The sequence below is a fragment of the Streptomyces sp. NPDC046261 genome (assembly GCF_040646235.1).
In the GTDB taxonomy this organism is placed as follows: Bacteria; Actinomycetota; Actinomycetes; order Streptomycetales; family Streptomycetaceae; genus Streptomyces.
Genome location: NZ_JBEYZU010000009.1, coordinates 256546 through 282600, shown reverse-complemented (window position 1 = coordinate 282600; position 26055 = coordinate 256546). Strand labels below are relative to the sequence as shown.

Here is a 26055-nt window from a genome sequence, read left to right as displayed (position 1 = left end):
CGCGGACCGCACGGCCTCGAAGGTGGCCGGCATCCGGTACGCGGCGTACGCGACGACGTCGGAGCGGTCGCGCAGCACCGGGGTGTGGGTGGGGGCCCCTCGAGGGGGACGGGCCCACGCCCTGGAAGCCGGGCCGCGGCGGCTGCCGCCACCCGCCTTCCGATGTCGCTACGGCCTCCGCGTCAGCCGGCCAGCGCGGCGCGCGCCAGGCGAGCCGTCTCGGACGGGGTCTTGCCGACCTTCACGCCCGCGGCCTCGAGGGCCTCCTTCTTCGCCTGCGCGGTGCCGGACGAACCGGACACGATCGCACCGGCGTGGCCCATCGTCTTGCCCTCGGGCGCGGTGAAACCGGCCACGTAGCCGACGACCGGCTTGGTGACGTTGGCCTTGATGAAGTCCGCGGCCCGCTCCTCGGCGTCGCCACCGATCTCGCCGATCATGACGATCAGGTCGGTCTCGGGGTCGGCCTCGAACGCGGCGAGCGCGTCGATGTGGGTGGTGCCGATGACGGGGTCGCCACCGATGCCCACGGCCGAGGAGAAGCCGATGTCACGGAGCTCGTACATCATCTGGTAGGTCAGCGTGCCGGACTTGGACACGAGACCGATGCGGCCGGGCTTGGTGATGTCGCCCGGGATGATGCCGGCGTTGGACTGGCCCGGGGTGATGAGACCGGGGCAGTTCGGGCCGATAATGCGGGTCTTGTTGCCCTTCGAACCCGCGTACGCCCAGAAGGCGGCGGAGTCGTGGACGGCGATGCCCTCGGTGATCACGACGGCCAGGCCGATCTCGGCGTCGATCGCCTCGATCACGGCGGCCTTGGCGAACGCCGGCGGCACGAAGACGACGGTGACATCGGCACCGGTCTTCTCCATCGCCTCGGCGACGGAGCCGAAGACGGGCACCTGGGTGCCGTCGAAGTCGACGCTCGTGCCGGCCTTGCGCGGGTTCACGCCACCGACGATGTTGGTGCCGTCGGCCAGCATGAGCTTGGTGTGCTTCATGCCCGTGGCGCCGGTCATCCCCTGGACGATGACCTTGCTGTCCTTGGTGAGGAAGATAGCCATGGTTGTGGAGTCCTCGTCCCTTACTTAGCCGCAGCCAGCTCGGCGGCCTTGTCGGCCGCGCCGTCCATGGTGTCCACGCGCTGGACCAGCGGGTGGTTGGCGTCGGACAGGATCTTGCGACCCAGCTCCGCGTTGTTGCCGTCGAGGCGCACGACCAGCGGCTTGGTGACGTCCTCGCCCTTGGCCTTGAGCAGCTCCAGGGCCTGGACGATGCCCTTGGCGACCTCGTCGCACGCGGTGATGCCACCGAAGACGTTGACGAAGACGGACTTGACGTCCGGGTCGCCGAGGATGATCTCGAGACCGTTGGCCATGACCTCGGCGGAGGCACCGCCACCGATGTCGAGGAAGTTGGCCGGCTTGACGTTGCCGTGGTTCTCACCGGCGTACGCGACGACGTCCAGGGTGCTCATGACGAGACCCGCGCCGTTGCCGATGATGCCGACCTGGCCGTCGAGCTTGACGTAGTTCAGGCCCTTGGCCTTGGCGGCCGCCTCGAGGGGGTTGGCCGCGGCCTTGTCCTCGAGCGCCTCGTGCTCCGGCTGGCGGAAGTCGGCGTTCTCGTCGAGCGAGACCTTGCCGTCGAGGGCGATGACATCGCCGTTGGCGACCTTGGCGAGCGGGTTGACCTCGACGAGGAGCGCGTCCTCGGCGACGAAGGTCTCCCACAGGGTCACCATGACCTCGGCGACCTTCTCGGCGACCTCGGCCGGGAACTTCGCCTGGGCGACGATCTCGCGGGCCTTCTCGATGGTGACGCCCTCGATGGCGTTGACCGGGACCTTCGCGAGGGCCTCGGGGGTCTTCTCCGCGACCTCCTCGATGTCCATGCCGCCCTGCACCGAGGCCATGGCCAGGAAGGTGCGGTTGGTGCGGTCGAGGAGGTACGAGACGTAGTACTCCTCGAGGATCTCGGGAGCCGTCTCGGCGATCATCACCTTGTGGACCGTGTGGCCCTTGATGTCCATGCCGAGGATGTCCGTCGCGCGGGCGACGGCCTCGTCCGGCGTGGCGGCCAGCTTCACGCCACCGGCCTTGCCGCGGCCGCCGACCTTCACCTGCGCCTTGACGACCGACTTGCCGCCAAGGCGCTCAGTCGCAGCGCGCGCCGCCTCAGGCGTGTCGATGACTTCACCGGCCAGCACCGGTACACCGTGCTTGGCGAAGAGGTCCCTCGCCTGGTACTCGAACAGGTCCACGCGCGTCCGTCCCTTTTCCATGGATATCGCGGTTCGTTGTCTGCGCGGGCGTGCCGCAGGGCAGCGTGACGACGCGATCTTTTACGAGGGCGGCACACGTTCACCGTTGACGCGGCATGTCCGTCTCGCAGGTTATCCCCGTGGGCGGGGGCTCCCTAAATCGCAGGTCACACTCGGGCCGTGATTACGCTCACAGATCGCGACGGCGCCGTACGCAATTCGGGTATACAACGGGGCCGCCCGAGCCGCGGCGCTTTCGCCCGCCGGGCTCACGCCGCCGTGTCGGGTATCGGCAGCGGGCGCTTCTCCAGGGCCGCCGCCATGACGTCCGGGAAGAGGTCGGGCGTACAGGCGAAGGCGGGCGCGCCGAGGGCGGCGAGCGCGGCCGCGTGGTCCCGGTCGTAGGCGGGCGCGCCTTCGTCGGAGAGGGCGAGAAGTGTGACGAACTGGACACCGGACGCCTTCATCGCCGCCACCCGTTTGAGCATCCCGTCGCGGATGCCACCCTCGTAGAGATCACTGATGAGGACGACGACGGTCTCGGCCGGCCGGGTGATCCGTGACTGACAGTAGGCGAGCGCGCGGTTGATGTCCGTACCGCCGCCGAGCTGGGTGCCGAAGAGCACGTCCACCGGGTCGGTGAGCTGCTCGGTGAGGTCCACGACGGCGGTGTCGAAGACGACGAGGCGGGTGTCGAGGGCCCGCATCGAGGCGAGGACCGCGCCGAAGACGGAGGCGTAGACGACGGAGGGAGCCATCGAGCCGGACTGGTCGATGCAGAGGATGACCTCTTTCCTGACCGACTGGGAAGCCCGGCCGTAACCGACGAGGCGCTCGGGGACGACCGTGCGGTACTCGGGCAGATAGTTCTTGAGGTTGGCCCGAATGGTGCGGTCCCAGTCGATGTCGCGGTGCCGGGGGCGGCTGACGCGCGCGGAGCGGTCGAGGGCGCCGGAGAGCGTGGCACGGGTGCGGGTCGTCAGCCGCTTCTCCAACTCCTGGACGACCTTGCGGACGACGGCGCGGGCGGTCTCCTTCGTGGTCTCGGGCATCGCCTTGTTGAGGGACAGCAGGGTGCCGACGAGGTGGACGTCCGCCTCGACGGCCTCCAGCATCTCCGGCTCCAGCAGCAGTGCGGACAGGCCGAGCCGGTCGATGGCGTCGCGCTGCATCACCTGAACGACGGACGCCGGAAAGTACGTCCGGATGTCCCCCAGCCAGCGTGCGACCCGCGGTGCGGACCCGCCGAGCCCGGCCTCGCGCTGCCCGCCCGCCCGCTCGCGGCCGGCGCCGGGGCGACCGCCGTAGAGCGCCTCCAGCGTCCGGTCCATGGCGGCGTCGGTCCCGGCGAGCGTGCGTCCGGTGCCGTCGCCGCCGTCGCGCTCGCCGCCGAGCACGAGCCGCCAGCGCCGCAGCCGCTCGGCGGCGGGGTCGGCGGCTCCGGCCGTTCCCGTGGTGTCGGTGCTTTCGGTGGTGGCTGTGGTCATCGTTCCGCTCCCCCAGTGAGTGCCGTGCCCAGCAGCAGGCGCATCGTCGGCAGTACGGCCTGTGCCCGCTCCTCGTCGAGGGCGGTGCCGAAGCCGGGCATGCCCTTCTCCCCTGCCGTCGCCCCGCTCGTTCCCTCGCCTGCCGGGCCCCGGCGGATCTGTTCGCCGAGCGTGCGGCGCACCCCCGGCTCGAACGCGGAGAAGGTGCGGCGCAGCAACGGCAGTACGCCCGTGAAGGCGTCCGGTGGGACGCCGGTGAGCCAGGCGTCGACGAGGGCGAGGAGGCGTTCGTCGTGGACCAGGAGCATGCCGCCGGACCCACCGCTGCCGACGAAGCCCTCGATCCAGGAGGCCGCCTCGGCCGGCGCCGTGCCGGGCGAGAGCGCACGCCCCATGAGCCGTGCCGCCTGCTCCTGCGGCAGCCGCCCGTCGTCGAGCAGCAGCCGTGCCGCCCGGCCGCGTATGCCCCCGGGCAGCCCCTCCCGCCCGGCCAGCACGTTCAGCACGGCGGCCCACCGCTCGCGCAGGCCGGGCTCGGAGCGGGCGGCTTCCCCGGACCGGCCGGACCGGTCCGGCCGGCCGGTCTCCGCCAGCAGGCCGACGGCCTGGTGGACGGCGTCCACATGGCCGCGCATCTCCGTGGCGGCGTCCGTGTCGAGCCCCGAACAGGCGGCGGGCAGGCCGACGAAGACGCGCTCGGCCAGCCCGGCGGCCACCTCGCCGAGCGCCAGGGTGTCCGTCCGGCGGACGTCGCCGTAGCGCACGGACCGCACGAGGGCGGGCAGGGCCTGGGCCAGGTGTCCGACGTCCGTGTCGAGAGCGGCCCGCTCGGAGAGAGCGCTCATGACGACGGGCAGGGCATCGGACAACTGGGCGAGCAGGCACTGTTCGGCCAGGGTGGTGACGTCGGCGAGGGCCGTGGCCTTGCGGGCCAGGGACTCCGCCCTGGCGGTCGCCGCGCTCTCCACGGTGGTGCCCCACACCCCGGCTTCGGCGAGCCGCACGGCCAGTTCGGGCTCCCAGCACAGCCGCCAGGTCTCGCGGAACGTGCCGAGCCCGCTCCGCGTGCGCGTCGGCTCACCCCAGCCGACACCGAGCAGCCCGAGCCGGTGCAGCAACCGGCTGCGCGCCGCGTCCGTGTCCTTGCGCAGGTCGAACTCCCAGTCACGCCGGGCCGCTTCGGGCTTGAGGCGCAGGCTGCGCTGGAGGCGCGTCAGGTCGCGCTGGAGAGGCGAGGCGGGCGCGGAGTCGGGGACCTCGCCGAGGACGTCGCCGATCACGAGCCGGTCCTGGACGAGCGCGAGGGGGACGTCCGAGCCCTCGCACATCACCGCGCGGATCGCGTCGGTGGTCTCGGTGAGCCCGGCGAGCGGCCGCCCTCGCAGCGTGGCGAGGGTGTCGGCCAGCCGCACGGCCTCGATGACGTGGGCGGAGGAGACGGGGTGGTCCTCGTCGCGCAGCAGCCTCGCGACGGTGGTCATCCAGCGCTCGACGGGCCGGTCGGGGGCGTGGAAGAGATGCCCGTACCAGCCGGGGGAGGTGATGCCGGCGCCGTAGCCGCTGTGCCGCGACAGCCTGCGGTGGGTCCACGGGACCCAGACCGTCTCGGCCTTGACCTTGGGCAGCCCCTTGAGCGCCTGCCGGTCGGCGGTGACGGTCCGCTTGGCGGCGAGCGCGGGTACGTGCCAGGCGCCGCAGACGACGGCGACCGCGTCACCGAACTCACGTCGCGCCTGGCGGAGTTTGAGCCGCATGTGCGCTTCGCGCACGGCGTCCCGGTCACCGCCGTCCCCGGTGCCGCCACCGTCGTCACCGCGCCTGCCGGGGCCGTCCGTGCCGCTGCCGTCGTCCTCGCCGAGGCCGGCCCTCAGCTCGGCCATGGCTTCGGCGATGGCCTGGAACGGCGCGAGCGCGTCACCGCCCTCGGGGCCGCCGCCCCGGCGGTGCTCGACGGCGTCCTCCCACCACAGCTCGGGATCGTCGTACCCCGCGGCGCCGGCCAGCACGGCCAGCGGATCCAGCCGCGGCACCGGGGGCACCGACGGGGCGCTCGCGTCGGTGCCGGTGTCGGGCCGTCCCGCCGTGCCGGGCCCGCCCAGGGCGAGCGAGTGGGCCGCCGGCAGGTCGATGAAGCGCACCGGCACGTCATGGGTCAGCGCCCAGCGCATCGCCACCCATTCCGGGGAGAACTCGGCGAACGGCCAGAACGCGGCCCGCCCGGGGTCGTCGGCGGCGTGCGCGAGCAGGGCGACGGGCGGGCGCATGTCCTCCTCCGCGGCGAGGTGGACGAGCGCGTCCGCCTCGGGCGGGCCCTCGATCAGTACGGCGCTCGGCTGGCACTGGTCGAGAGCCGCCCGCACGGCCCGCGCGGAGCCCGGGCCGTGGTGGCGCACCCCCAGCAGCACCGGGGCGGGGGCGGTGCTCATGCCGAGACCTCTCGGCACGCGCGGTAGAAGTCCTTCCAGCCGTCGCGCTCGCGGACGACGGTCTCGAGGTACTCCTGCCAGATGATCCGGTCGGCGGCCGGGTCGCGGACCACGGCGCCGAGGATGCCGGCGGCCACGTCCCCGGCGCGCAGCACGCCGTCGCCGAAGTGGGCGGCGAGCGCCAGGCCACCGGTGACCACGGAGATCGCCTCGGCGGTGGAGAGCGTGCCCGAGGGCGACTTCAGCTTCGTACGGCCGTCGGCGGTGACGCCTTCGCGGAGCTCGCGGAAGACGGTGACGACGCGGCGGATCTCGTCGCTGCCGTCGGGCGCGGCGGGCAGGTCGAGGGAGCGGCCGAGCTGGTCGACGCGGCGGGCGACGATGTCGACCTCGGCGTCGGCCGTGGCGGGCAGGGGCAGGACGACCGTGTTGAACCGGCGGCGCAGGGCGCTGGAGAGCTCGTTGACCCCGCGGTCGCGGTCGTTGGCCGTGGCGATCAGGTTGAACCCGCGGACGGCCTGCACCTCCTCCCCCAGCTCGGGAATGGGCAGGGTCTTCTCGGACAGGACGGTGATGAGGGTGTCCTGGACGTCGGCCGGGATGCGGGTCAGCTCCTCGACGCGCGCGGTCATGCCCTCGGCCATGGCCCGCATGACCGGGCTCGGCACGAGCGCTTCGCGGCTGGGGCCGTGGGCGAGGAGGCGGGCGTAGTTCCAGCCGTAGCGGATGGCCTCCTCGGCGGTGCCGGCCGTGCCCTGGACGAGCAGCGTGGAGTCGCCGCTGACGGCGGCGGCCAGGTGCTCGGACACCCAGGTCTTGGCCGTGCCGGGCACGCCGAGCAGGAGCAGGGCGCGGTCGGTGGCGAGTGTGGTGACGGCGACCTCGACGACTCTGCGCGGGCCGACGTACTTGGGCGTGATCACGGTGCCGTCGGGCAGCGTGCCGCCGAGCAGGTAGGTGGCGACGGCCCACGGCGACAGCCGCCAACGCTCGGGCCTGGGCCGGTCGTCGGCCGCCGCGAGCGCCTTCAGCTCGTCGGCGAAGGCGTCTTCCGCGTGCGGTCGCAGGGCTTCGGTCTCAATTCCGGGCACGGTCACAAGTCCCCCTCGTCGTGCGCTTCCGGGAACACTCCGGGATGCGCCAACAACCCTGCACCACGCCACTGACAATCGGCCTCGACGGAGCGAAACCGCTGGTCAGAGCGATTGTCAGTGGGGGCCTCTACCTTCGGGGGCATGAATCCGCAGGGGGAACGCTGGACGGCGGAACAGGTGCTCGCGCTAGCTCCTGACGCCGCATCACGCAAGGCGGGCGGCAAGCTCGCGGCGCCCGGTCCGTGGTCGGGCGCGGGCACGGACGGGGGGACGCACGGGGACGGGGGCGGGGGCGCGGTCTGGGGGGAATGCGCGGGCAGCGGCAGCACGCCGTACCGCACGGTCGTGGACCTGTCGGGGCAGGGCGCGCCGGGCTTCCACTGCAGCTGCCCGAGCCGCAAGTTCCCGTGCAAGCACGCGCTGGGCCTGCTGTTGTTGTGGACCGAGGGCGAGGGGGCCTTGCCGTCCTCGGCCGCGGAGCCGCCCGACTGGGCGGGGCAGTGGCTGGCCCGGCGGCGGCAGCGCGCCGAACGCGCCGCGGACGCGGGGGCCGACGCCGGCCCGCCGCGGTCGGCGGCGGGCGCGGAGGCGGCGCGGCGCCGCTCCGAGCGACGTGCGCGGCGGATCGCCGCGGGCGCCACGGAGTTGGAGCAGCGGCTGGCCGACCTGCTGCGGGGCGGGCTCGCGTCGGTCGAGGGTGCGGGGTACGGGCAGTGGGACGAGACGGCGGCCCGCATGGTCGACGCCCAGGCGCCCGGCCTCGCCTCGCGGGTACGGGAGTTGGCGTCGGCGAGCGGGGCCGGGGCGGGGGCGGCGTGGGCGTCCCGGCTCCTGGAGGAGTGCGCACTGCTGCACACGCTCAATCAGGGGTACCTGCGGGTGGAGCGGTTGCCCGCGCCGCTGGCCGCCACGGTTCGCTCACGCGTGGGCATCACCTCGGACGCGTCGGCGTTGCTGGCCTCCGCGCCGCCCGTCCGTGACCACTGGCTGGTCCTGGCCCAGCAGGACAGTGACGACGGCCGTCTGATCACCCGCCGCATCTGGCTCCACGGCCACCGTACGGGCCGCATGGCCGTTGTCCTCTCTTATGGCGCGGCCGGCCGCGCGCCCGAGCTCTCCCTTCCCGTGGGCCTCGCGCTGGACGCGGATCTCGCGTTCCATCCTTCGGCGCGCCCCCTGCGCGCTGTGCTGGGCACCCGCCATGCGGCCCCCGCGCCGTGTCCCGGGCCGCCGCCGGGCGGGGACACGACAGCCGCTCTTCGCGCCTACGGCGAGGCGGTGCGGGACGATCCGTGGCTGGAGGCGTGGCCGGTGGTGCTGTCGGCCGTGATCCCGGTGCCGGGCGCGGACGGCCGCGGCTGGCTCGTCGCGGATGCCGAGGGCGAGTCGGCGCTTCCGGTCGACCCCCGGTGCGAGGGCGACAGTACGGGGCTGTGGCGGCTGGCGGCGATATCCGGCGGCGCGCCGGTGACGGTCTTCGGCGAGTGCGGCCACCGGGGCTTCACGCCGCTGGCCACGTGGGATCCGGAAGTGGTGGCGCTGTGACAGGAAAGGGCAAGCAGATGACCAGTACGTGGGACGAGCTCGTCACCACCGCGCTGCTCGGCACCGAGCGGCGCACCGTGCCCGTGCGGCGGGAGCCCGGGCAGGAGGCCGCCGCGGCGCTGCTGGACGCCGCCGCGGTACGGACCGTGCAGCGGCGGGCCGCGCTGGTGCCGGTCACGGCCCCGGCGCGGCCCGGGGCGGCGCCGCGGGACGAGCGTCCGGCGTTGCCGGCCGCGGCGCGGCGGCGGCTGGCGATGCTGCTCGCCGACCGCGCGGGCCCCGGCGGCGGGGGGCGCCGGGGCAGCGCGCCCGACCTCACCGAGCTGCTGCCCCAGTGGCTGGCCGCCGCCAACGGCCACGGATACCGTGCCCCGGCGGCGCTGCTGCCCGCGCTGCTGGAGGCGGCCCGGGCCCGCAGCGACCTGCGCCCGGCCGCGCTGGCCCTGGGCGGGCCCCGGGCGCTGTGGCTGGCCCGGCTCAACCCGCAGTGGAAGTACGCGCTGCGCGGGAACGCGGCGCCGGCCGTCACCGCCATGAGCGGTGACGGCGGCGGGGAGCGCGCCTGGCAGGAGGGGCTGTTCGCCGAACGGGTCGCGTTCCTGGGGGCGTTGCGGCGCCGTGACCCGGCCGCCGCGCGGGAGTTGCTGACCTCGACGTGGGCGAAGGAGCGCGCGGAGGACCGGCTGATGTTCCTGGACTCCCTTCGCGAGGGACTCTCCGGCGCCGACGAGCCGTTCCTCGAACAGGCCCTGTCGGACCGGAGCAGCAACGTCCGCGCCACGGCGGCCGAGCTGCTGTCCGCCCTGCCCGGTTCCGCGCTGGCCGCGAGGATGGCCGAGCGGGCCCGTGCCTGTGTCGCCCTGGACCGCACCGCCGGCGGCGGGCCGCGCATCGTGGTCGAGGCGCCGCCCGAGTGCGACAGCGGGATGCAGCGGGACGGTGTCGTCGCCAAACCGCCGGCCGGGCGGGGCGAGCGGTCGTGGTGGCTGAGCCAGTTGGTGGAGGCGGCACCGCTGGCGATCTGGTTCGAGCGGTTCGGGGTGAGCAGTGCGGCGGAGGCCGTGGCACTGCCGGTCGCCGACGGCTGGCAGCCCGACCTGCACGCCGCGTGGTGCCGGGCGGCCGTCCGGCAGGGGGACGCGCAGTGGTCACGTGCCCTGCTGGGCCCGGCGGCCACACCGCCCGCCCCGGAGGGCTCCTCCTGGCTGGACCCGGCGAAGCTGCTGTCCGCGCTGCCGCCGGCGGAACGGGCCGAGTGGGTCGCGGAGTTCATCGCCACGCACGGCCTGTCGGAGGCGTTCCGGCTGCTCGGGGTGTGCGCGGTGCCCTGGGCGGAGCCCCTGGGCAGGGCGGTGGTGGACGCCCTCGACAGCGCCCGGGACGCGGGCGGCTATCCCTGGAGCTTCAGCGGCGTCATGGGCCTGGCCGAACGCTGCCTGGACCCGGCCCAGGCCGACCGCCTGGCGGTCCTCACGGCCACCCCCGGGGAGCCCACGGCCGCGGCCGACTACTGGACGGAGGCGTTCCAACGCCTCATAGGCACCCTCCACCTACGCGCCACAATGCGAGCAGAGCTCACCCCCACCGCGTAGTCCCGTCCGCACCCCGACAGTCCAGCCCGACCAAGCCCGACGTCGCCACGCGCCAGTGCCAGACCGGCGACCGCCGCCGCCGAACCACAGGACAACCGGCGCCGCCCGGCCTCCCGGCCGACACGGCCACAGGGCGAGGCGGCACGGGCGCAGGACCGGGCGGCGCAGGCGCAGGACCGGGCGACACAGGCCGCAGGGCCGGCCGGGCAGCCGCAGGGCCAGGCGCCACGGGCCGCAGGACCGGGCGACAGTGACCGCAGGGCCGGGAGGCACGCGGGCAGAACTGGCCGACACAGGCCGCAAAACCAGGCGGCGGCACACGTCGCAGTCCAGGCGGCACGCACCGCAAGCCCAGCCCGCACACGCCACAGGCCCGGCACGCACACGCCGCAGGCCAGCCCGCCCTCACCACAGGCCCCGCCCCACGCGCCGCGCAGCGGCAGCCGCAGCTGTGGGCCGCACGTGGGACGGCAGGTGTCAGCCGCGCGCCGGCAGGCGCGCCGCCTCCCCGCGGCCACGGGGGCGGCCGGCCCACGCGCCGGTGCCGGTGTCGACACCGGCACCCGTACCCGCCGCGCGCCGCGCGCTACGCGCCCGCCGGCTGGCGGACGTTGGCGTTGACCCAGGCCACGATCGACGTCGTCGTGGCGCCCGGGGTGAAGATTTCCGCGACGCCCTGCTCCTTGAGCAGGGGGATGTCCGCCTCGGGGATGATGCCGCCGCCGAAGACCTTGATGTCCGCCGCGTCGCGCTCCTTCAGGAGCTCTATCACCTTGGCGAAGAGAGTGTTGTGCGCGCCCGAGAGGATGGAGAGGCCGATCGCGTCGGCGTCCTCCTGGATCGCGGTGTCGACGATCTGCTCGGGCGTCTGGTGGAGGCCGGTGTAGATGACCTCCATACCGGCGTCGCGCAGCGCACGTGCGATGACCTTGGCGCCGCGGTCATGGCCGTCGAGCCCCGGCTTGGCCACCACCACGCGGATCGGACCGGTCACTCCCATCACTGCCTCCATGTACGTGCAAGTACGTGCCGTCAACCGGCCGCGAGGTACCCCTGCCCGCAGGGCCGGGGAGGTGAACGAACGTTATCTCCAGCATCCCGCAAGCGGCCGTTTCGCGGTGGAGAGCGAGGGGGAAATCACACGTGGGACAACACGTTCGCTACGCACCGCTTTCACACCCCGCGTCTCACGGGCCACACCCGCCCGCTCGGACCCCGAGCCGCCGGGCCGGGGAGCGGTCGCGAGGGGAGCCGCGACGAGGCCGCCGCGCCCTGTGCCGTCAGCCGCGCGGCACAGCGGTGCCGGCAGGCAGCGCACAGCTGCCCAGGAGGGCACACGGGGGAGAGGGTCGCTTTCTGTGTGCTGTTCGGGAGGTCGGTCGGCCATGGGAGCTCTGCCCTTTCTCCATATCTTTTTGCGCCCTTGTGCTCTCGCGCGTCCGTCGGCGGCGCTCGTGCGCTCCACGGTGCTGGAGTTGGCGATCTTCACCGCGCATCTGCTGATGTACCCCACCGGCGTGGCGCAGGAGCGCCGACCGCCACCCCTGCCCGTACCTCCGGTGCCGGCCGCACCACCCGCACCGCCCACCCCACCCGCGCCGGCCGCGTCCCAGGTGCTCGCCGAGCCGGCGGGCCCGGCCGCCGGGGAGCCCTCGGCGCAGCACGCGCCCGTCCTCCTGCTCCACGGCTTCATCGACAACCGTTCGGTCTTCGTGCTGCTGCGCCGCTCGCTGCGCCGGCACGGCTGGCGGCAGGTCTGGTCCCTCAACTACTCCCCCCTGACCTGTGACCTGCGCACCGCGGCCGGCATGCTGGGCCGCCATGTCGAGGAGGTCTGCGCCCGCACGGGCCGCGAGCAGGTCGACATGGTGGGGCACAGCCTGGGCGGCCTCATCGCCCGCTACTACATCCAGCGGCTCGGCGGCGACGCGCGCGTGCGCACTCTGGTCACGCTCGGCACGCCGCACGGCGGTACGCGCGTGGCGCCCCTGATGTCCGCGCATCCACTGGTTCGGCAGATGCGCCCCGATTCTGATGTCATCGCGGAGCTGGCCGAGCCGGCGCCGCATTGCGCGACGCATTTCATCTCCTTCTGGAGCGACCTGGATCAGATCATGGTGCCCGTCGAGACGGCCGCTATCGATCACCCCGATCTGATTTCGCGCAATGTGCGCGTAAGCGGCGTAGGCCATCTGGCCCTGCCCGTTCACCCGGAGGTGGCCGCGGGCATCCGGCAGGCGCTGACCACGGAGGACGCGCAAGCCGGCGCCGCGGGGGCCGCGTCCGTCGCCTGACAGCCGGATACCGCCCGGCCTGCGGGCCCCGCCACGGCGTCAAGCTTCCGATAACAAGTCGAACGAATATCGAACGTCGAGTCGACCCATCACGGCTCAGTCCGCCAAAAGGCGGCTAAATGCCCAGGCCCCGACCGGCCGAAACGGGATGAAGATTGTCGTCGCCGCATACCGCCGGGTACAGTCGCCGCTAATTCTCCTGCTGCCAAGGCGAAATGGAAGTGGTGGTGAACGACCGTCACCCGTCGGCGGGCCCGGCTCCGTCCGTTCCCGCTCCCGATGCCTCCTACGGGTACTACCCGTCGTACGAGCAGCAGAGCAGCCCCCAGAGCTACGGCCAGTACGACGGCTACAGCTCCGGCCAGTGGGACGTTTCCAGCGCTTCAGGCACTTCCGGCCATTGGGACACCACGAGCCAATGGGGCGTCACCGGCCAGACCCAGACCTGGGACTTCAGCGGCTACGACCTCGGCGGGCAGGCAGCCCCGCACGGCACCGGGCAGTACCCCACGGGACAGCACCACACCGGTGAGTACACCGGCCAGTGGGACACCTCCGGCCAGTGGGACACGGGCGCCTGGAGTGCGGCCGGTTCCGCGGCGGGCTCGTACGACACGGGGCAGCACCAGGCGAACCAGTGGGACACGGGTGCCCACCCCCAGTCCTGGGACACCTCCGGTCAGCAGTACTCCTCGCAGTCATGGGACACCTCCGGCTGGGCCCCCTCCCAGGGCCAGCCCCAGGGCCAGTCACAGGACGAGTCCTGGGCAGCGGATCTCAGCGCCCAGCAGACGCAGGCCTGGGACACCAGCGCGTACGCGGCGATGGAGAACCACCGCCCCGAGGCCCGTACCGGCCCGGCCTCCGAGCCCCAGGCCACGCACGCGCCCACGCTCATGGTCGACCTCTCCGGCGTCGACCTCTCCGACGCCGGCCAGGACCCCGCGCCCACGGCCACCGTGCCCGGCCCCCGGTCCGTGGCCGACGCCGAGACGCGCACCATGATGGTCGTCGAGCCGCCGGAGCCGGACGCCCCGGACGACGACGCCCCGGCGTCCTCGCCCGCGCGGCAGGACGACGCCCCGGACCGCTCCCGCGCCAGCCGGCGCAAGGGCGCGCCCGCCCGCGCGGGTTACCGCCCGCGCCGCAAGGCGCTGCTGACCGTCGCCGTGCCCTCGGTCGCCGTCATGGGCGTGGCCGGCATCGCGGCGGCGTCCGTCGTGGCGGGCGGCGGCGACAAGGAGAGCACGCACACCACCGCCGCCTCCGCGCCCGATACGTCCGTCAAGCTCTCCGCGGCCAACAGCAAGCTGGACACCCAGCTGGCGAGCCTCAGCCGCGGGGCCGACGACTTCGCCTCCCGCGCCAACCGCACCCAGGAGCGCATCGACCTCAAGGCGCGCCAGGAGGAAGAACGCAAGCGCAAGGCGGAAGAGGCCGCGCGCAAGGAGCGCGAGCGGCCCAAGTTCGCCCTCCCCGTCTCCCAGCACGGGCTGAGCGCGATGTACGGCCAGGCGGGCGTCAACTGGATGTCGGTGCACACCGGCATCGACTTCCCCGTCGCCTACGGCACGCCGGTCATGGCCGCCACCGACGGCACCGTCCGTACGCAGTACAACGTGGCCTACGGCAACATGGCCATAGTGACGTCACCCGACGGCACCGAGACCTGGTACTGCCACCTCAGCAGCACCAAGGTCCGGTCCGGGTCCGTCAAGGCCGGCGACGTCATCGCCTACTCCGGCAACTCCGGCAACTCCACCGGACCGCACCTGCACTTCGAGGTACGGCCCGGCGGCTCGGCCGTCGACCCTCTGCCGTGGCTGCGCGGCCACAACCTCAACCCGACGTAACCGCGGCCGGCCGGGCCCCGGGCCCGGCCGCCCGAGCCCGCCCGGCCGGCTAGAGCTTCTCGACCGGCGCGTACCGCAGCAGCAGCCGCTTCGGCTTCTCCCCGCCGAAGTCGACCGTGGCCTCGGCGTTGTCTCCGCTGCCCTTGACGGCGATGACCGTGCCCAGGCCGAACGAATCGTGCGTGACCCGGTCGCCCGTGGCCAGCGCCACCACGGGCCGGTCCTTGGCGCGCCGCGTAGCGAAACCGCTGGGCCCCGCCTTGGCGCCGCCCCCGCTCCGGGAGGACGAGAACCCCGACGAGAAGCCCGACGTGATGCCGGACCCCGCGCCCAGCGAGGACGCGGACGGCGTCGCGGGCCCGGTGCGGCGCCAGGTCAGGTACTGCTCGGGGATCTCCTCCAGGAACCGCGACGGCGGGTTGTAGGAGGGCTGCCCCCACGCGCTGCGCATGCTCGCCCGGGTCAGGTACAGCCGCTCGCGGGCGCGCGTGATGCCGACGTAGGCCAGGCGCCGCTCCTCCTCGAGCTCCTTGGTCTGCCCCAGGGCCCGCATGTGCGGGAAGACGCCGTCCTCCAGGCCCGTCAGGAAGACGACGGGGAACTCCAGGCCCTTCGCCGTGTGCAGGGTCATCAGCGTGATGACGCCCGTGCCCTCGGTGTCCTCGTCGGGGATCTGGTCGGAGTCGGCGACCAGCGCCACCTTCTCCAGGAAGTCGGCCAGCGTGCCGGGGCTCTCGGCGCCCTCGGCGGCCCGCTCCTGCTCGAACTCCAGGGCGACGGCCGCGAGCTCCTGGAGGTTCTCGACGCGGGTCTCGTCCTGCGGGTCGGTCGACGCCTGGAGCTCGGCCAGATAGCCCGTGCGCTCCAGCACCGCCTCCAGCACGGTCGCGGGCCCGGCCCCCGACTCGACGATGGTGCGCAGCTCCTCCATCAGCACGTTGAAGCGCCTGACGGCGTTCGCCGAGCGGGCCGCCATGCCGTACGCCTCGTCGACGCGGCGCAGCGCCTGCGGGAAGCTGATCTTCTCGCGCAGCGACAGCGCGTCGATCATGGCCTCGGCCCGCTCGCCGATGCCGCGCTTGGGGACGTTGAGGATGCGCCGCAGCGGCACGGTGTCCTCGGGGTTGGCGAGGACCCTCAGGTAGGCCAGGACGTCCCGGACCTCCTTGCGCTCGTAGAAGCGCACGCCGCCGACGACCTTGTAGGGCAGGCCGACGCGGATGAAGATCTCTTCGAAGACGCGGGACTGGGCGTTGGTCCGGTAGAAGACGGCGACGTCGCCGGCCTTGGCGTCCCCGGAGTCGGTCAGCCGGTCGATCTCGTCGGCGACGAACTGTGCCTCGTCGTGCTCGGTGTCGGCCACGTAGCCGGTGATGGCCGCGCCCGCGCCGGCATCGGTCCACAGGTTCTTCGGCCGGCGGTTCTGGTTGCGCTCGATGACGGCGTTCGCGGCGCTGAGGATGGTCTGCGTGGAGCGGTAGTTCTGCTCCAGCAGGATCGTGGTGGCGTCCGGATAGTCCTCCTCGAACTGGAGGATGTTGCGGATGGTGGCACCGCGGAAGGCGTAGATCGACTGGTCGGCGTCGCCGACGACGCACAGCTCGGCGACGCCCTCCTCGCCGGCCGTCTCGGGAGTGCCCACCAGCTCGCGCACCAGGGTGTACTGCGCGTGGTTGGTGTCCTGGTACTCGTCGACCAGGACGTGGCGGAAGCGGCGGCGGTAGTGCTCGGCCACGTCCGGGAACGCCTGGAGGAGGTGGACGGTGGTCATGATGATGTCGTCGAAGTCCAGGGCGTTGGCCTCGCGCAGCCGCGCCTGGTACATGACGTACGCCTCGGCGAGCGTCTTCTCGAAGCCGTCGGCGGCCTGCGCGGCGAAGGCTTCCTCGTCGACGAGCTCGTTCTTCAGGTTGGAGATCTTCGCGCTGAAGGACTTCGGCGGGAACTTCTTCGGGTCCAGGTCGAGGTCGCGGCAGACGAGCGCCATGAGGCGCTTGGAGTCGGCCGCGTCGTAGATCGAGAAGGAGGAGGTGAAGCCCAGCTTCTTGCTCTCGCGGCGCAGGATGCGCACGCACGCGCTGTGGAAGGTCATCACCCACATCGCGTGGGCGCGGGGGCCGACGAGCTGCTCGACGCGCTCCTTCATCTCGCCCGCGGCCTTGTTGGTGAACGTGATCGCGAGGATCTGGCCGGGGTGGACGCCCCGCGCGCCCAGCAGGTGGGCGATGCGGTGGGTGAGCACGCGCGTCTTGCCGGAGCCGGCGCCGGCGACGATCAGCAGCGGCGAGCCGGTGTGGATCACGGCCGCGCGCTGCTGGTCGTTCATCCCCTCGAGCAGTGCCGCCGGGTCCACGACGGGCCGGGCGGCGCCGTCGCGGTAGTACGCCTCGCGCGGCACGGGCGCGTCGAAGGCGCCGCCGAACAGGTCGTCCGGCAGCGGCTCCGGGGCCGTGTCCTCCGGGGGCGGCGGGTGCTCCTCCCCGGCGGGGTCCGAGGGGGCGAAGTCCGCCAGGAAGCTGTCGTCAAAGAGGCTGCTCATCGCCTCCCGAGTCTAGGCCGCCCCGCTGACAGCCGGTCCCGGATCCCGGGGACAGTGGTCAGCCCCACAGCACGGCGACGGCTCAGACCCACAGCACGGCGATGAAGATGTTGGCCGTCGTCAGCGCGCCCACGGTCCCGAACGCGGCCGCCTCGACCTTCTCGTCGTCACGCTTGACGTAGACCAGGCCCAGGATGACGACCAGCAGGGCCATCTTCACGCCGAGCTTGACGGTGTTGAGCGCGTGGTCCTGGGCCTGGTTGATCCCGACCAGCGCGACGCCGGTGACCAGCATGGTCAGCGCGCCGTGCAGCATCGCCGGGGTCATGCGTGCCTCGCCCTTGCCCATGGCCTTCATCTGGGTCAGGAAACCGCCGAGCAGTGCGGCGATGCCGACGATGTGCAGGCCGACGACGGCGTGAAGGAGTACGTCCATGAGGCCCGACCCTAGCCGGGCCCATACCACCCATCGGCGGCCAGGTGGGAGTAATCGGCGCTTCGGTCAGTCCAGGGCTTCTTCCTTCCGTACGGTCGGGGATCGCCGGGCACGCACAGTCGCGAAACAGCCGAATAGGGCCAATACCGGTCATGGCCGTTTCCCTGTGACCCCGGGGTTTAGCGTCCTCCTGCAGACGGCGGTGGCCTGCCCCTCCCCCCCTCGTGCGGGCCGCCGCCGGGCACCTCTTGCCGGACCCGAAGGAAGTGACGGCCGACGTGGCGACGCACCGAAAGCCCAAGCAGAACCCCCTCGCCGGCAGCACCGCCCGCACCGCGGCGACCCTCGCCCTGGCGGGAGCCGCCACCGCCACCGCCCTGGAGGGCACCGGCCACGCCGCCCCCGCCCTGACCCCCGCGCAGGCGACGGCCCAGGTGGCCGGGTACTACCAGCAGGCCGAAGTGGCCACCGAGAAGTACAACGGCGTGAAGGAGAAGACCGACCGGGCGCGGTCCGCGCTCGAGAGGCTGCAGGACGAGGCCGCCCGCAGGACCGAGCGGCTCAACTCCGCCCGCAACGCCCTCGGCTCCTTCGCCACCGCCCAGTACCGCGACGGCGGCATGCCCGCCGGCGTGCGGCTGCTGCTCTCCTCCTCCCCCGACCGCTATCTGGAGAGCGCCTCCCTCGCCGACCGCGCGGGCACCCGGCAGGCCACGGCGGTCGCCCGGGTGCGGCACGAGCTGCGCGACGTCCAGCAGGTCCGTACCACCGCGGGTGCCCGGCTCTCGGAGCTCAGGCGCGAGGAGGCCGCGCTCGCCGCGCACAAGCACACGATCGAGGCCAAGCTCGACAAGGCCCGGCGGCTGCTGCGGGAGCTCCCGGCCGCCGAGCGCACGGCGGTCGAGGCAGGGGACGGCGTGGTGGCCGCCGGCCGCGCCACGCGCGCGGACGTCAGGCGCGCGGCGCACACCGCGCTCGCGCCGGTGGCCTCGCACGCCGGTGCGGACCGGGCCGCGTCGGGCCGTGCCGCGCGGGCCGTGGCCTTCGCCTACTCGGCGATCGGCAAGCCGTACGTGTGGGGGGCGACCGGCCCGTCCGCGTTCGACTGCTCGGGGCTGACGCAGGCGGCGTGGCAGGCGGCGGGGGTGTCGCTGCCGCGCACCACGTACACCCAGATCAACGCCGGGCGGCGGGTCGCCCGGAACCGGCTCGCCCCCGGCGACCTGGTCTTCTTCTACTCCGGCATCAGCCACGTCGGCCTGTACATCGGCGGCGGCCGGATGATCCACGCCCCGCACCCCGGGGCCCCGGTGCGGATCGCGCCGATCGACCAGATGCCGTTCGCGGGAGCGTCACGGCCCGCCTAGCGGCGGGGCCGTGCGCCCGCTCAGTACGTGACCTGCTTGGTCAGCCACCGGAAGACCTCCGGCACCTGCCGCTTCCAGACGGCCGTGCCATGACCACCCGCGCCCGCCGGAACCATGCTGACCTGGACGGTTGTCGGCGGCTTCGCGGACTGCTTGATCGCCAGGCCGCCCTGGTAGCCGTCGCCCTCCGCGCCCGAGAAGAACAGCGCCACGCGGGGCGGTGTCCTGGCGTGCTGGAGCATCTTCCAGGGGTTGTTCGCGTCCCGCAGCTGCGGCGTCTTCGCGGTGAGGGAGCCCGGCTCGCCGATGGGGTCGTTGTAGCCGGACAGGCTCACTCCGGCCCGGTAGCGGTCGGGGTGGGCGATGGCCAGCTTGGCGGCGCAGTGGGCGCCGGCCGAGTAGCCGGCGACGGCCCAGCCGTCGGGCTTGTCGTCGACACGGAAGGTGTCGGTGACCATCTTGCGGACGTCGACGCTCAGCCAGGTGTCGGCGTTGACCTTGCCGGGGGTGTTGGCGCAGCCGGTGTCGACGTCACCGAGGAGCGTGGTGCGGGGCGCCACGATGACGAACGGGGCGACCTCGCCCTTCTCCATCATCGGCTTGAGCTGGGTGTTGACGTTCAGGGTGCCGAACCACGCCTTGGCCGAGCCGGGGAAGCCGGGCAGCACCTCGACGACGGGGAACTTCTTGTCCTTGTAGGCGGGGTCGTCGTACTGCGGCGGCAGCCAGACGTACACCTCGCCCTCGACGCCCGATATGCGGCCCTTGAGCTTGGTCTCCTGGACGCCGGGGCCCATGCGCTTGTCGGACGCGGGCGTGAACTTCTGCACCACCTTCGGCTCGCCGTCCAGGGACTTGCCGCCGGTGCCGTCCGGGCCGAGGTCGGCCGCGGCGTTGACGTGGTCGCCGGTGCCGAGCAGGTCGGCCCAGGTGTCGAACAGGCCGTTGGAGTTGTTGACGATCACAAAGACCATGGTGATCGCGGTGACCTGCGCGAACAGCAGCATGAAGAAGCGGGTGACGTGGCGTACGAGGCGGGGGCCGCGGACCTTGCCCCACAGGGCGAGGGGCAGCGCGAGGGCCACCACGACCAGGGCGATCGTGGTCAGGAAGAAGGGGGTTCCCGTCAGGCTCATCGGGTCATCGGGCTCTCGTTTCCGGTTCTGTGCCTCTCGCCTGTGAGTAGATGACGGGAAGGGCGAAGAGGTTCCCGCGGGCGCGGGCGGGGCGGCGTGGCGGGCCCGGAGCGCCGCCCGCCCGTCGATACGATGCGTGGTCGCATCACTCCGCACCGCAGTCATGGGAGGCTCTGTGCCGGCCACCGCTCCGGGCCTGTCCTGGGCCTCCCACACGAACCTGGAGGGCGGCTTCGTCGAGCTGCCCTGCGTGGCCCTGAACGCCGACGACCGCGTCCAGGTGATCTGCCGGTACGTGGACAACGGCCTCGGGCACCGGTGGCACAACCGGGATCTGTCCTGGTCCGCCTGGGAGACCTACGGCGAGGTGGCCAGGAACGTCACCGGCAGCCCGGCCGCCCGGCGGGACGCCGCCGGGCTGATCAACATCTTCTGGCGGGTGCCCGACGGCGGCCTGTGGTGGATGCGCCAGAGGGAGATCAACGCCGGCTGGACCTCCCCCGCCCAGATCGCGGCGGACGCCGCCGGCGACCCGGCCGCCGGCCTGAACGCCGACGGCCGGATCTCGGTCCTCTACAACGACACCGGGCGCCGTCTCAGCCACGTGTACCAGCAGCGGACGGACTACAAGGGCTGGAGCACCCCGAGGAGCCTGGGCGGCGACGCGGGCACCGGGGCGGTGACGTTCGCCCCGGCGGTCGCCCGCAGCGGCGACGGCCGGTTGCACGCATTCGTGACGACCGCCACGAACGACGTGCATGCCGTCGCGCAGACCGAGGCGGACGCCGTGGACGCGTGGGGCCGCTTCGTACCCGTCTCGGCGCCGGGGGCCGGGGTGACCGGCGGGCCGTCCGCCGCCAACGACGCCGATCAGCGGATCCGGGTCTTCTGGCGCGCGGGCACCACCGGCCACCACACGGTCCAGCGCGCGGGGTACAGCGCGTGGGAGCCTCCGCAGAGCCTGGTGGGCGGCATCGTCGAGACGCCCAGGGCCGTCCTCGCGCAGGACGGCGTCCTGGAGGCGTTCAGCCGCAACACCGCCGCCAGCGCCGACATCTGCGTGGCCCGTCAGAAGGCCGTCAACAGCGTCGAGTTCTCCGCTTTCGAGACCTTCAACAACGCCGGCTGGTCGGGCGGCCCGGTGCCGGCCGTGATGCGGGACAACCGCATCGTGCTGCTCCTGCGCTACGGCAACAAGCTCTACAGCATCCCGCAGCAGTAAGCCTCCGTACGTAAGGAGTTCGCGTGGCGCCGTCCATCGCCCCAGGTCTCAGGTGGGACCCGCACGCCACCCTCCTCGGCGGCAGCGGGCTGGAGGGGGGCCACCTCGGCAGGCCCGCGCTGGCGCCCCACGCGGACGACCGGCTCGCCTGCGTCGTACGGACGAGGAAGGACGGACTCGCCCGCAGGCATCAGAACCAGGACGGGTCCTGGTCCCAGAAGTGGGACGCCGTCGACGACACCCAGGGCACCGTCGCCGGCGACCCCACCGCCCTGCGCGGCCCGAACGGCGTCATCCACGTCTTCTGGCGCGACCCGGACGGCGGCCTGTGGACGCAGCGCCAGGCGGGCATCAACGCCGCCTCCGCCTGGTCCTCGCCGACGCGGCTGCTCGACAAGGGCGTCGCCGGCGACCCCACGGCCGCCCTCAACGCCGACGGCCGGATCTCCGTCTTCTACACCAACAGCGCCAAGGGCCTCAGCCTCATCACGCAGGAGGACGTGAGCTACCGGTCGGCGTGGCTCAGGCCCTACGGGCTGGGCGGGGACGTGCGCAGCGGCGAGGTCGCGCTGCCGCCCGCCGTCGTCCGCAACGGCCAGGGGCGGCTGTTCGTCTTCCGCCACGACGACTCGCACCAGGTCTGCGGCAGGGCGCAGACCAAGGCCGACGGCATCACCGACTGGGGCGACTGGTTCCGCGTCTCGGCCCCGGGCGCCGAGGTCAAGGGCGCGCCGGCCGCCGTCACCGACGCCAACCAGTACGTCCGCGTCTTCTGGCGCTCGGGCACGACGGGCCACCACTGCGTGGCGCGGGCCGGCCACCGCTCCTGGGAGAGCCCGCAGAAGCTGCCGGGCGAGACGTTGGCCACCCCGCGGCCGATCCTCGCGCAGGACGGGCGGCTGGAGGTCTACCAGCTCAGGGCCGACGGCCAGTTCTCCGTCAGCAGGCAGGAGGCCGTCAACGGCGGCGTGTTCTCGCAGGCCGACGCCGTCGGCGGCACCTGGTCGGACGTGGTGCCCGCCCGGCTGGCGGACAACCGCGTCCTCGTCGCCCTGCGGGGCCTCGACGGCCTGCCCCACTACCAGCAGCAGGCATGGGCGTAGGCCCCGGCGCTCAGACCAGGCGGCGCGCCGTCGCCCAGCGCGTCAGCTCGTGCCGGTTGGACAGCTGGAGCTTGCGCAGCACCGCCGAGACGTGCGACTCGACCGTCTTGACCGAAATGAAGAGCTGCTTGGCGATCTCCTTGTAGGCGTAGCCGCGGGCGATCAGGCGCAGGACCTCGCGCTCGCGCTGGGTGAGCCGGTCCAGGTCCTCGTCGACCGGCGGCGCGTCGGTCGAGGCGAACGCGTCGAGCACGAAGCCGGCCAGCCGGGGCGAGAAGACCGCGTCGCCGTCCTTGACCCGGAAGACGGCGTCGATCAGGTCGGTGCCGGTGATGGTCTTGGTGACGTAGCCGCGCGCACCGCCGCGGATGACGCCGATGACGTCCTCGGCGGCGTCGGACACGGACAGCGCGAGGAAGCGGACCGGGGCGTTCTGGTCGGCCATCAGGGGGGCGCAGCGGCGCAGCACCTCCACTCCCCCGCCGCCCGGGAGGTGGACGTCCAGCAGGACGACCTCGGGCCGGGTCGCGGTGATGACGGTGACCGCCTGGTCGACGTCGGCGGCCTCGCCGACGACCTCGACGCCCGTGCGGTCGGTGGCTCCGATCTCCGCCTGCACGCCCGTGCGGAACATGCGGTGGTCGTCGACGAGCACCACCCTGACGTGCCGTGCGACGCTCCCGCCGGTCTCTTCGCTCGTCATGTCGCCTTCTCCGCCCTCTCCATCTCCAGCTCCACTTCCGTCCCCCCGTCGGGCGCGGAACGCAGTCTCGCCGTGCCGCCGTTGCGCTGCATCCGGCCGATGATCGACTCGCGGACGCCCATCCGGTCGTCCGGCACCGCGTCCAGGTCGAAGCCGGGACCCCGGTCGCGGACGGAGATGAAGACCGTACGCGCCTCGACCTCGGCGTAGACCTGCACGGCCCCGCCCTGGCCACCGTACTTGGCCGCGTTGACCATGGCCTCACGGGCCGCCTGCAGCTGGGCGCCGAGCCGCTCGTCGAGCGGGCAGTCGCCGACCACGACGACCTCGATGGGGACGCCGTGGTAGTCCTCGACCTCCGCGGCAGTGGCCTTGACGGCCTCGGCCAGGGTGCGGGGCTCCTCGGCCTCCTCCTTGCCGCGGCCCTCGGGGTTGTAGAGCCAGTTCCGCAGCTCCCGCTCCTGCGCGCGGGCCAGGCGGGCGACCTCGCGGGGGTCCTCGGCGTTGCGCTGGATCAGGGTGAGGGTGTGCAGGACGGAGTCGTGGACGTGGGCGGCGACCTCGGCGCGCTCCTGGGCGCGGATGCGCATCGTCCGCTCGGCCGAGAGGTCCTGCGTCATCCGGACGACCGTGGGACCGGCCAGGAGCGCGATGCCGACCAGCACGGCGAGCGACGCCTGCAGCACGGTGCCCAGGTGCTCGGCCGAGCCCTGGAGGACGACGATGCCGGTCGCGCCGACGCCGACGAGCACCACACCCGCCGCGCCGCGCGCCAGCGGCAGGACGCGCTTGCGGCGGCCGACCTCCATCCAGTGGGCCCGGCGGGCGTTGTCGGCCTGGCGCCAGACGAGGGCGACACCCGCCCCTATGAAGATCAGGGGCCAGATGTAGGTGTTGGCGCGGCCGAGATGGAGTCGGTCGAGGAAGATCGCGGCGCTGATGAGGAGCGCGATGAGCGCGAAGACCTGACCGCGGTCGGGCTTGCGGGCGAACAGTCGCAGGCGCCCGTCGGCGGAGACCTCGGCCACGGCCCGGCGCGGCGCCTCGACGCCGCCCACGCCGAGCGGCACCACGAACCAGAACACCGCGTACAGCAGCGCGCCCATGCCCTGGGCCATGAACAGGGCCAGGAACACCAGCCGCACCCACGACACCGGAACTCCCAGGTGCCCGGCGAGGCCGCGGGCCACTCCGCCGAGCAGCCGTCCGTCCGCGCTGCGGTAGAGCTTGCGCAGGGGTGGGGCGTCAAGGTGGGGCGTGTGCGGCGGGGCGGTCATGCCCCGATCGTCACACGGGTGCGTGCCCACCGGCATCAGGGTCGTCCCTGACGGCTCCCCTATCCGCCGTCCGCCGTCCGCCGGCTGTCCGCTAGCCGTCCTCGGGGAGGCGGAAGCCGTCCCGGACGTCGTCGAACACCTTCTTGTGCTTGTGCCAGTCGGCCTCGGGCGCGGAGAGGTAGATCGCGTACTCCTTGCCTCCCGGGCGGCCGAAGCCGAGGTCGGCGGCGCGGAACGGCCGCGCCGAGCCCCGGAAGGTGAACTCCCAGATCGCCGCCGGCCGGCCCCGGAAGGTCGTGCTCTGCATCCGCAGCTGCCGGTAGCCCGGCAGCTTGCCCTCCTTCTGGGACTTGGCCTCGTCGTCCTTCCAGTGCTGGAGGGGGTCGGTGCTGGCGAGGTCGAGCACGGCGACGCGCAGGCCGACCAGGCCGGACGGGTCGACGTAGAGGATCTCGTCGCCCTTGGTGGTGCGCCGCCAGCCGTCCGGGACGGGGAAGGAGACGCCGAGGTTCTTCTCCTCGGCCAGGTGGTAGCCCTTCGGCACGGGGGGCAGCGGGGTCGCTTCGGGGGTCGTGGACGAGCTCGGGCCGGCCTCCTGCCGGGGCGGGGGCGCGGCCTCGTCGTGCTCCTGACCGCCGCCCTGCGCGAGGACGTAGGCACCGGCGGCCAGGGACGCCACGACGACGGCCGCGGCGGCGCTCCACAGGGCCGCACGCCCCCGGCGGGCACCGGCGGGCGCGCCGGTCGTGGCGGTCGCCGTGGCGGTCGCGGACGGCCCGCCCGGCGTACCGGGGGTGGCGGTGGCGAGGGTCTCCGGGGCGGTCGGCGGCTGGGGGCGGGGCCGCGGCCGGTGGCCGGGCCGCGCGTGCGAGGACGCCGTCTCGGGCTCGGCGGCCGGTTCGCGCAGGATCTGCTCGACCAGCTCGGCGGGGGGCCGCAGGTCCGGGTCCTTGGCCAGCAGGGTCTCGATCAGCTTCGTCAGCGGGCCCGCGCCGCGCGGCGGAACCAGCGGGTCCATGGCGATGGCGTAGGCCGTCTCGACCGCCGTGTCCCGGCGGAACGGCGGCCGGCCCTCCAGGGCCTGGTAGAGCGTGGCGCCGAGCGCCCACAGGTCGGAGGCGGGGCCGGGCTTCGCGCCCTTGACCCGCTCGGGCGCGATGTAGTCGATCGAGCCGACCATCTCGCCGGTCTTGGTCAGCGTCGAGGTGCCGCTGGCCTGGGCGATGCCGAAGTCGGTGAGGACGACGCGCCCGTCGTCGCCGAGGAGTACGTTGCCGGGCTTGACGTCACGGTGCAGCACCCCGGCCGCGTGCGCCGCGCGCAGCGCCGCGATCATGCCGCGCCCGACGCGGGCGGCCTCGTCCGGGGTCAGGGGGCCATCGCCGAGCAGGTCACCGAGGGTGGTCGAGGGGACGTACTCCATCACGATGCACGGCAACCCGGCGTCCTCGACCACATCGTGGACGACCACGACGTTGGGGTGGGTGATGCGGGCGGCGCTGCGCGCCTCGCGGCGGGTGCGCTCGTAGAGGGTGGCGAGCTCGTCCTCCTCCAGCCCCGGGGAGACGTGCAGCTGCTTGACCGCCACCTGACGGGCCAGCAACTGGTCCTCCGCACGCCAGACGGTGCCCATGCCACCCCGGCCAATGCGCTCGACGAGCCGGTACCGGCCGGCGATGAGCCGTCCCGTGCCAGGCACTGCACTGTGCACCGCG

At 73.3% G+C, this 26055-nt stretch carries 19 protein-coding genes and 1 pseudogene; 7 read left to right on the top strand and 13 right to left on the bottom strand.

Annotation, left to right across the window (positions count from 1 at the left end):
* From ABZ956_RS19260 to ABZ956_RS19235, 6 genes and pseudogenes are all read right to left on the bottom strand, one after another.
* Positions 1-102, bottom strand: a pseudogene (locus ABZ956_RS19260) (rRNA methyltransferase); the annotation flags it as partial.
* A gap of 80 nt (positions 103-182) precedes the next feature.
* Positions 183-1067, bottom strand: coding sequence for a succinate--CoA ligase subunit alpha (gene sucD / locus ABZ956_RS19255; RefSeq protein ID WP_361894643.1), 885 nt, complete (start codon positions 1065-1067; stop codon positions 183-185).
* Between the two features lie 20 nt (positions 1068-1087).
* Positions 1088-2266, bottom strand: a complete 1179-nt coding sequence (gene sucC, locus ABZ956_RS19250; protein ID WP_361894640.1) for an ADP-forming succinate--CoA ligase subunit beta — start codon at positions 2264-2266, stop codon at positions 1088-1090.
* Between the two features lie 269 nt (positions 2267-2535).
* Complete coding sequence (locus ABZ956_RS19245) at positions 2536-3753, bottom strand: VWA domain-containing protein (RefSeq protein ID WP_361894637.1); 1218 nt, start codon at positions 3751-3753, stop codon at positions 2536-2538.
* On the bottom strand, positions 3750-6179 hold the full coding sequence (locus ABZ956_RS19240) for a DUF5682 family protein (RefSeq protein ID WP_361894634.1): 2430 nt from the start codon (positions 6177-6179) through the stop codon (positions 3750-3752). Before ABZ956_RS19240 ends, ABZ956_RS19245 begins: the two co-directional genes overlap by 4 nt.
* Positions 6176-7276 (bottom strand): AAA family ATPase, encoded by a 1101-nt coding sequence (locus ABZ956_RS19235; protein WP_361894631.1) that lies wholly within the window; start codon positions 7274-7276, stop codon positions 6176-6178. Before ABZ956_RS19235 ends, ABZ956_RS19240 begins: the two co-directional genes overlap by 4 nt.
* 138 nt (positions 7277-7414) lie before the next feature.
* Here ABZ956_RS19235 and ABZ956_RS19230 point away from each other — a divergent pair, with 138 nt between their 5' ends.
* A complete protein-coding gene (locus tag ABZ956_RS19230; RefSeq protein ID WP_361894628.1) occupies positions 7415-8818 on the top strand; it encodes an SWIM zinc finger family protein in 1404 nt (467 codons plus the stop codon).
* Positions 8819-8835: 17 nt separating this feature from the next.
* Entirely contained in the window at positions 8836-10410 is a 1575-nt protein-coding gene (locus tag ABZ956_RS19225; RefSeq protein ID WP_361894625.1) for a DUF5691 domain-containing protein, read from the top strand.
* Positions 10411-10996: 586 nt separating this feature from the next.
* On the opposite strand, the gene ABZ956_RS19220 is transcribed toward ABZ956_RS19225, so the two are convergent.
* Positions 10997-11410 (bottom strand): cobalamin B12-binding domain-containing protein, encoded by a 414-nt coding sequence (locus tag ABZ956_RS19220; RefSeq protein WP_071962626.1) that lies wholly within the window; start codon positions 11408-11410, stop codon positions 10997-10999.
* Between the two features lie 385 nt (positions 11411-11795).
* On the opposite strand from ABZ956_RS19220, the gene ABZ956_RS19215 reads away from it, so the two are divergent.
* Both ABZ956_RS19215 and ABZ956_RS19210 read left to right on the top strand, forming a co-directional pair.
* Positions 11796-12704, top strand: coding sequence for an alpha/beta fold hydrolase (locus tag ABZ956_RS19215; protein WP_361894621.1), 909 nt, complete (start codon positions 11796-11798; stop codon positions 12702-12704).
* A gap of 227 nt (positions 12705-12931) precedes the next feature.
* On the top strand, positions 12932-14557 hold the full coding sequence (locus tag ABZ956_RS19210; protein WP_361894618.1) for a M23 family metallopeptidase: 1626 nt from the start codon (positions 12932-12934) through the stop codon (positions 14555-14557).
* A gap of 49 nt (positions 14558-14606) precedes the next feature.
* Here the strand turns inward: ABZ956_RS19210 and pcrA are convergent, their stop codons facing one another.
* A complete protein-coding gene (pcrA, locus tag ABZ956_RS19205) occupies positions 14607-17096 on the bottom strand; it encodes a DNA helicase PcrA (RefSeq protein WP_361894615.1) in 2490 nt (829 codons plus the stop codon).
* Between the two features lie 82 nt (positions 17097-17178).
* Complete coding sequence (locus ABZ956_RS19200) at positions 17179-17532, bottom strand: hypothetical protein (RefSeq protein WP_361894612.1); 354 nt, start codon at positions 17530-17532, stop codon at positions 17179-17181.
* Positions 17533-17810: 278 nt separating this feature from the next.
* Between ABZ956_RS19200 and ABZ956_RS19195 the strand changes: the two genes are divergently transcribed.
* Entirely contained in the window at positions 17811-18899 is a 1089-nt protein-coding gene (locus ABZ956_RS19195) for a C40 family peptidase (RefSeq protein ID WP_361894609.1), read from the top strand.
* 20 nt (positions 18900-18919) lie between these two features.
* Here the strand turns inward: ABZ956_RS19195 and ABZ956_RS19190 are convergent, their stop codons facing one another.
* Positions 18920-20035, bottom strand: a complete 1116-nt coding sequence (locus tag ABZ956_RS19190) for an alpha/beta hydrolase-fold protein (RefSeq protein WP_361894606.1) — start codon at positions 20033-20035, stop codon at positions 18920-18922.
* A gap of 175 nt (positions 20036-20210) precedes the next feature.
* On the opposite strand from ABZ956_RS19190, the gene ABZ956_RS19185 reads away from it, so the two are divergent.
* Together ABZ956_RS19185 and ABZ956_RS19180 are read left to right on the top strand one after the other, a co-directional pair.
* Entirely contained in the window at positions 20211-21257 is a 1047-nt protein-coding gene (locus ABZ956_RS19185) for a hypothetical protein (RefSeq protein ID WP_361894603.1), read from the top strand.
* A gap of 23 nt (positions 21258-21280) precedes the next feature.
* Positions 21281-22360, top strand: coding sequence for a hypothetical protein (locus tag ABZ956_RS19180; RefSeq protein WP_361894600.1), 1080 nt, complete (start codon positions 21281-21283; stop codon positions 22358-22360).
* A 10-nt stretch (positions 22361-22370) separates the two neighbouring features.
* On the opposite strand, the gene ABZ956_RS19175 is transcribed toward ABZ956_RS19180, so the two are convergent.
* The 3 genes from ABZ956_RS19175 to ABZ956_RS19165 form a co-directional block, all read right to left on the bottom strand.
* Positions 22371-23063, bottom strand: a complete 693-nt coding sequence (locus ABZ956_RS19175; protein ID WP_361894597.1) for a response regulator transcription factor — start codon at positions 23061-23063, stop codon at positions 22371-22373.
* Positions 23060-24340, bottom strand: a complete 1281-nt coding sequence (locus ABZ956_RS19170; RefSeq protein WP_361894594.1) for a PspC domain-containing protein — start codon at positions 24338-24340, stop codon at positions 23060-23062. Before ABZ956_RS19170 ends, ABZ956_RS19175 begins: the two co-directional genes overlap by 4 nt.
* A 91-nt stretch (positions 24341-24431) precedes the next feature.
* Positions 24432-26051 (bottom strand): serine/threonine-protein kinase, encoded by a 1620-nt coding sequence (locus ABZ956_RS19165; protein WP_361894592.1) that lies wholly within the window; start codon positions 26049-26051, stop codon positions 24432-24434.
* Positions 26052-26055 lie beyond the last annotated feature (4 nt).

Bases quoted from the DNA above. Each gene is read 5' to 3' on its own strand.
- ABZ956_RS19215 (WP_361894621.1), top strand. From the start codon at position 11,796: ATGGGAGCTCTGCCCTTTCTCCATATCTTTTTGCGCCCTTGTGCTCTC.
- ABZ956_RS19220 (WP_071962626.1), bottom strand. From the start codon at position 11,410: ATGGGAGTGACCGGTCCGATCCGCGTGGTGGTGGCCAAGCCGGGGCTC.
- ABZ956_RS19240 (WP_361894634.1), bottom strand. From the start codon at position 6,179: ATGAGCACCGCCCCCGCCCCGGTGCTGCTGGGGGTGCGCCACCACGGC.
- ABZ956_RS19170 (WP_361894594.1), bottom strand. From the start codon at position 24,340: ATGACCGCCCCGCCGCACACGCCCCACCTTGACGCCCCACCCCTGCGC.
- ABZ956_RS19190 (WP_361894606.1), bottom strand. From the start codon at position 20,035: ATGAGCCTGACGGGAACCCCCTTCTTCCTGACCACGATCGCCCTGGTC.
- sucD (WP_361894643.1), bottom strand. From the start codon at position 1,067: ATGGCTATCTTCCTCACCAAGGACAGCAAGGTCATCGTCCAGGGGATG.
- pcrA (WP_361894615.1), bottom strand. From the start codon at position 17,096: ATGAGCAGCCTCTTTGACGACAGCTTCCTGGCGGACTTCGCCCCCTCG.
- ABZ956_RS19230 (WP_361894628.1), top strand. From the start codon at position 7,415: ATGAATCCGCAGGGGGAACGCTGGACGGCGGAACAGGTGCTCGCGCTA.
- ABZ956_RS19175 (WP_361894597.1), bottom strand. From the start codon at position 23,063: ATGACGAGCGAAGAGACCGGCGGGAGCGTCGCACGGCACGTCAGGGTG.
- ABZ956_RS19225 (WP_361894625.1), top strand. From the start codon at position 8,836: ATGACCAGTACGTGGGACGAGCTCGTCACCACCGCGCTGCTCGGCACC.
- ABZ956_RS19200 (WP_361894612.1), bottom strand. From the start codon at position 17,532: ATGGACGTACTCCTTCACGCCGTCGTCGGCCTGCACATCGTCGGCATC.
- ABZ956_RS19245 (WP_361894637.1), bottom strand. From the start codon at position 3,753: ATGACCACAGCCACCACCGAAAGCACCGACACCACGGGAACGGCCGGA.